The organism is Flavonifractor plautii ATCC 29863 (genome assembly GCF_000239295.1).
Taxonomy (GTDB): Bacteria; Bacillota; Clostridia; order Oscillospirales; family Oscillospiraceae; genus Flavonifractor; species Flavonifractor plautii.
In genome coordinates this window covers 1-5,668 of the sequence record NZ_JH417742.1, presented here as the reverse complement: position 1 = coordinate 5,668, position 5,668 = coordinate 1, and the positions used below count along the sequence as shown (strand labels likewise).

The 5,668-nt window shown below is 66.3% G+C and carries 3 protein-coding genes; 1 reads left to right on the top strand and 2 read right to left on the bottom strand.

From position 1 onward, the window contains the following. Nucleotides 1–812: 812 nt before the first annotated feature. A complete protein-coding gene (locus HMPREF0372_RS08365; protein ID WP_007490805.1) occupies nt 813–2,978 on the bottom strand; it encodes a Tex family protein in 2,166 nt (721 codons plus the stop codon). 122 nt (nt 2,979–3,100) lie between these two features. Between HMPREF0372_RS08365 and HMPREF0372_RS08360 the strand changes: the two genes are divergently transcribed. Continuing rightward, the gene (locus HMPREF0372_RS08360) at nt 3,101–4,048 is read left to right on the top strand and encodes a hypothetical protein (RefSeq protein ID WP_155116993.1); all 948 of its coding nucleotides are present in this window, start codon (nt 3,101–3,103) and stop codon (nt 4,046–4,048) included. A 37-nt stretch (nt 4,049–4,085) separates the two neighbouring features. On the opposite strand, the gene HMPREF0372_RS08355 is transcribed toward HMPREF0372_RS08360, so the two are convergent. Further along, entirely contained in the window at nt 4,086–5,519 is a 1,434-nt protein-coding gene (locus HMPREF0372_RS08355; protein WP_007490802.1) for a B12-binding domain-containing radical SAM protein, read from the bottom strand. Nucleotides 5,520–5,668 lie beyond the last annotated feature (149 nt).

Genomic DNA, 5,668 nt, shown 5'->3' with positions numbered 1-5,668 from the left:
CCCTACACGACGCTCTTCCGATCTTCCCCGCGCCCGGCGCGGAACTCCTCCATGAACTGCTCGTCCTTGCGCTCCAGGCCCCGCTCCCCGGCGCGGCCCTCGATGTGGTGGGTGAACTCGTGGGCCAGGGTGGTGTAAAGCTCGTCCTCCCAGTCCTCCTCCGTCCAGTCCTCCTGCCCGGCCAGGGCGGCGAAGGAGCCATAGTAGAGGTTGATATATTTGCCCATCATGTCGTTGCAGTACTCGCCCATGATGTAGAGCTCGCCGTGCTCCCCCTCCGGGTCTTCTTTGGCCTCGGGCAGCAGGGCGATGCCGCCGTTGAGCTCGTCGTAGAACTCCGGCGGGAACTCCTCCGCCATCTCGTCCAGCAGCGCGCCCGCCTCGTCAAAGCTGAGAATCATACCGCTCCCCCTTTTGGCTTCTTCATGGTGATGGAAATCCGCTTTTTCTTCTCGCCGCCCCCCGCGGCCATGGCCGCGCGGGGGCCCCTCATTTCCCTGAACTCGCCCGAAGTGAATTCGGGCGAGTTCAGGGTTCCGGCCTGCCGGCCGGAACGCTTGGCGCAGCATGCGCCGCGTCCCGCCTGCGGCGGGGCCCGTCAAGGCCGGTTTAGCCCTTTGGCTTCTTCATGGTGAGGGAAATCCGCTTCTTCTTCTCGCCGCCCCACGCGGCCATGGCCGCGCGGGGGCCCCTCATTTCACACAACCCGCCCGAAGTGAATTCGGGCGAGTTCAAGGTTCCGGCCTGCCGGCCGGAACGCTTGGCGCAGCATGCGCCGCGTCCCGCCTGCGGCGGGGCCCGTCAAGGCCGGTTCAGCCCTTTGGCTTCTTCATGGTGAGGGAGATCCGCTTCTTCTTTTCGTCCACCTCCAGCACCCAGACGGTGACGATGTCGCCCACAGCGCACACCTCGGAGGGGTGCTGTACCCGGCGGCCCTCCCGGAGCTGGGAGATGTGCACCAGTCCGTCCTGATGGACGCCGATGTCCACGAACACGCCGAAGTCGATGACGTTGCGCACCGTGCCGGTCAGCTCCATGCCGGGCTTCAAATCCTTCATCTCCAGCACGTCGGTGCGCAGGATGGGGCGAGGCAGCTCGTCCCGGGGGTCCCGGCCGGGCTTCATCAGCTCGCCCACGATGTCCCGCAGGGTGGGCACTCCCACGCCGCACGCCTGCGCGGCCTTCTCCTCGCCGTAGGCGGCCACCCGCTCCCGCAGCCCGTCCAGGCCGCCGGCCTTCACGTCGGACAGGCCGTAGCCGCACAGGGTGAGCAGGGCCTCCGCCGCGCCGTAGCTCTCCGGGTGGACGCCGGTGTGATCCAGCACGTTGCGGCTCTCCGGTACCCGCAGGAAGCCGGCGCACTGCTCAAAGGCCTTGGGCCCCAGCTTGGGCACCTTGAGCACCCCCTTCCGGGTGGTGAAGGCCCCGTTCTCCTCCCGGTACTTGACGATGTTTCTGGCGGTGGTGTTGTTCAGCCCCGCCACATAGGACAGCAGGGGGGCGGAGGCGGTGTTGAGATCCACCCCCACCGCGTTGACGCAGTCCTCCACCACGCCGGAGAGGGTCTCGTCCAGCCGGGCCTGGGGCATGTCGTGCTGGTACTGTCCCACGCCGATGCTCTTGGGGTCGATCTTCACCAGCTCGGCCAGGGGATCCTGGAGCCGCCGGGCGATGGACACGGCGCTTCGCAGGTTCACGTCGTAGTCGGGGAACTCCTCCGCGGCCAGCTTGGAGGCGGAGTAGACCGAGGCCCCCGCCTCGTTGACGATCATGTAGCTGACGCCGCCGCCCAGCCGCCTGATGAGCTCCACCGTCATCTGCTCGGTCTCCCGGCTGGCGGTGCCGTTGCCGATGGCGATGTGGGCCACGCCGTGGCGGCGGATGAGCTTTGCCAGCGCGTCGATGGCCTCCTCCTTCTTCCGCTGGCTGAACGTGGGGTAGACCACCGCCGTGTCCAGCACCTTGCCGGTGGCGTCCACCACCGCCACCTTGCAGCCGTTGCGGTAGCCGGGGTCAAGCCCCATGGTGACAAAGCCCTTCACCGGCGGCTGCATCAGCAGGGGCTTGAGGTTGAGGCCGAACATTTTGATGGCCCCCTCGTCGGCCTGCTCAGTGAGCAGGCCGCGCATCTCCCGTTCCACCGAGGGGAAGATCAGCCGGTCGTAGGCGTCCTCGGCGGCGGCGCGGACGAAGGCCATGGCGGGGGCGCCGGGGTTCAGCACCGCCCGGCGGATGGGGATCAGGGCCGCCTCCCGGTCCATCTCCACGCTCACCTTGAGCACGCCCTCCCGCTCTCCACGGTTGATGGCCAGCACCTGGTGGCCCTGCACCCGGTTCAGCGGGGAGCGGAAGGCATAGTAGAGCCGGTAGACGGTGTCCTCCGGCTCCTTGGCCGCGGCGGCGGAGACCAGAGATCCCTTTTTCCACACCAGCTCCCGCAGGCGCTTGCGGATGTCCGCGTCGTCGGAGATGCGCTCGGCGATGATGTCGCTGGCCCCCTGGAGGGCGTCCTCCGCCGTCTCCACCCCCTTCTCCGGGTCGATAAAGGCCCCGGCGGCCTCCTCCGGCGCGGGGCCGTCCGCGGCCTGGGCGAAGAGCAGCTCGGCCAGAGGCTCCAGCCCCTTTTCGCGGGCCACGGTGGCGCGGGTGCGGCGCTTCTGCTTATAGGGGCGGTAGAGATCCTCCACCTCCGCCAGGGTGGCGGCGGCGTCGATGGCGGCGGAGAGCTCCTCCGTTAGTTTGCCCTGGCCCTCGATGGCGGACTTGACCTCCTCCCGCCGCTTGTCCAGATTGCGCAGGTATTGCAGCCGGTCGGCCAGGGTGCGCAGGGCGGTATCGTCCATGGCCCCGTGGAGCTCCTTGCGGTAGCGGGCGATGAAGGGGATGGTGTTGCCCTCGTCAATGAGGCGCACCACGTTCTCCACGTGGGCCTCGCTCCGGCCCAGCTCCCGGGCCAGTATCTGAATGATTGTGTCCATATCAGCGCTCCTTGTGGGATTGGAATAAGGCTATTTTACGCGAATTTGACGGGGAAGTCCAGCGGATTTCCTTGCGCTTTCCCTTCGGAAGGCGTAGAATAAAAGAAAAGGAGGGGAACGGCATGGACGAGCGGCTGAGAGAACTCAACGAGGAGCTGAGCGAGCTGAACGGACGGCTGGCCCGGGCAAATGGGCTGGAGCGGCGGCTGGACGATCTGCGGGCGCAGTATGAGGAGCGGAAGGCCCGGGTGGAGGAGACCGCCCGGCTTCTGACCAAGGAGCGGGAGGACGTGGAAAAGCTGGAGAGGGGGGGCCTGCGGGCCCTGCTGCTCTTCCTCACCGGGGACAGGGAGGCCCGGCTGTCCCAGGAGCGCCGGGAGGAGCTGGCCGCCCGGCTCCAGTATGACCAGGCCCGGCGGGACGCGGAGGATCTGGAGGAGCGGATTCGGGATCTGCTCCAGGAGCGGGAGGAGCTGCGGGCCGTCCGGACACGGCTGGAAGCTCTGCTGGGAGAGAAAGCGGAGCGCTTGAAGGAGCTGGGCGGCACCGGGGGAACCCGCCTGGCGGAGCTGGATCGGGCGCTGGATGCGCTGGCGGCCCAGCGCCGGGAGGTTGGGGAGGCCCTTCACGCGGGCCGGCAGGCAGAGCAGGCCCTGTCCGGCGTGCTGGACAGCCTGGACAGCGCCGAGAGCTGGGGGACTTGGGACATGCTGGGGGGCGGGCTGTTTACCACTATGGCCAAGCACGGGCACATCGACGACGCCCGGGCGGGCATCGACCACGCCCAACGGGCCCTGTCCCGCTTCCGCACCGAGCTGGCCGACGTGCGGGACATGGAGCTTCCCCAGGTACAGATCGGGGAGTTCGCCACCTTTGCCGACTACTTCTTCGACGGTTTTTTCATGGACTGGATGGTACAGTCCAAAATCCAGGACGCCCAGGAAGGCGTGTCTGAGGTTCATGTCCGGGTGCTCAATGCGCTGCGGAATCTGGAGCAGATGGATCAGGAGCTGGCCGGACGGCAGGCCGGTCTGGAGAGCGAGCGGAAGGAGCTGCTCCGCACCCCGTAGCCACAACATGATATGGTACGAAAAAGCGTGCGCGCCTCTAGTGAGGCGCGCACGCGGCCTGTTCGGAGATCCGCTTGAGGTAGGGCAGCTCCTTTTTCAGATCGCTGCGCACGCTCATGTGCCAGAAAAATTCCCCCAAAAAGAGTAGCTTGTGGATGGGGTCCTCCCGCACCAGGGCGGAGAAGAGCCGCCGCCAGGAGTAGATTTTCCGGCTGGCCCGGATGTGCTCCAGTTGGAGCTGGTAGGGGGTCATGCGGCGGGGGAAGTGGACGGCGTTGCCGTTGTATTTCGACCAGTCCTGGTGGAGCAGCCGGTCCCGGTTGGCCTCGTATACCGGCGTGCCGGGGACGAAGTACATACACTGGATCAGGGTGCCCTGGATGTGGTTCTGGATGACGAAGTCGGCCAGCTGGTCGCCCACGCCCGCCTCCTGGTCGTCGGAGCCCAGGATGAACAGCCCCCGGACGCTGAGACCGTGGGCGCGGATGTTGCGGATGGCGTCGATGATCTCCTGCCGGGTGCTCTTCTTGTGGTAGGTGGCGAAGGAGGCGTCGTCCAGAAACTCGATGCCCAGATCCAGCTCGAAGAAGCCGGCCTGCCTGAGAAGGTCGAGCATCTCGTCGTCGAAGCCCACCTCGTACCGGGCCTGCACGTTGAAGCGGTAGCGGATGCCGCTATCCACGATGGCCCGGAGGACGGACATGGCCCAGTCCCGGTCGGCGAAGAAGTTGTCGTCGGTGAGCCAGAGATCTTTGGCCAGCCGGACGTGGCCCCGGTGGAAGAAGCGGATGGACTCCCGGATGTCGGCCACCACATTTTCAGGCGAACGGGTGCGGACGCGGCGGCCGAAGTGGCGTACCAGGGCGCAGTAGTCGCAGTTATGGGGGCAGCCCCGGGAGGCGTGCACCTGGGGCCAGAGGGTGCTGTGCCCCACCATTTTGGAATAATTGTGGACTAAATTACGGTCTGCAATCGTCTCGAAGCGCTCCGGCGGGGGCGGATAGCCGGTGGAGCGCAGCTCCTCCCCCTCCATCCAGGCCAAGCCGGGGAAGTCCGGCCGCTCCCCGCGGCCCACCGCCTCCACGAAGGCGCGGATGGTCTCGTCCCCCTCGCCCAGCAGCACATAGTCACAGTGGCGCGCCGCCTCGGCGCAGTTCATGGAGGCGTGGAGACCGCCCAGCACCACCAGGCCCCGCCCGTGGGCCCGGAGGTGGTCGGCCAGCTCGTAGCCCCGGACGGCGGCGAAGGTGAAAATACCGATGAACACGATGTCCGCGTCCTCCACGTCGTCCATGTCGATACGGGAGATGGACTCGCTGTACATATAGGTGTCATCGACCAGCTCCTTGACAATGGTAGCCAGGGTGTTGAGTCCCACGGAGGGGGTACGGATGTAGCGGTCGTAGACGAAGTAGTTGAGGGGCGTGGGCTTGTAGGGGCGGTTGCCCGGCTCGAGAAAACGGATTTTCATAGGATACCTCCTCGCCACGGCGGCTTGGGTATGGGGAGCTTGTTTTCCCTATTCTATCACTTTGTACCTGTGGATACAAGGAGAGGGAGGAAGACCGTCTGTTTGGGGGGAAAACCTTGTAGGTTTGTCAAACATATTGGACGGTGAAC

Bases quoted from the DNA above. Each gene is read 5' to 3' on its own strand.
- HMPREF0372_RS08365 (WP_007490805.1), bottom strand. From the start codon at position 2,978: ATGGACACAATCATTCAGATACTGGCCCGGGAGCTGGGCCGGAGCGAG.
- HMPREF0372_RS08360 (WP_155116993.1), top strand. From the start codon at position 3,101: ATGGACGAGCGGCTGAGAGAACTCAACGAGGAGCTGAGCGAGCTGAAC.
- HMPREF0372_RS08355 (WP_007490802.1), bottom strand. From the start codon at position 5,519: ATGAAAATCCGTTTTCTCGAGCCGGGCAACCGCCCCTACAAGCCCACG.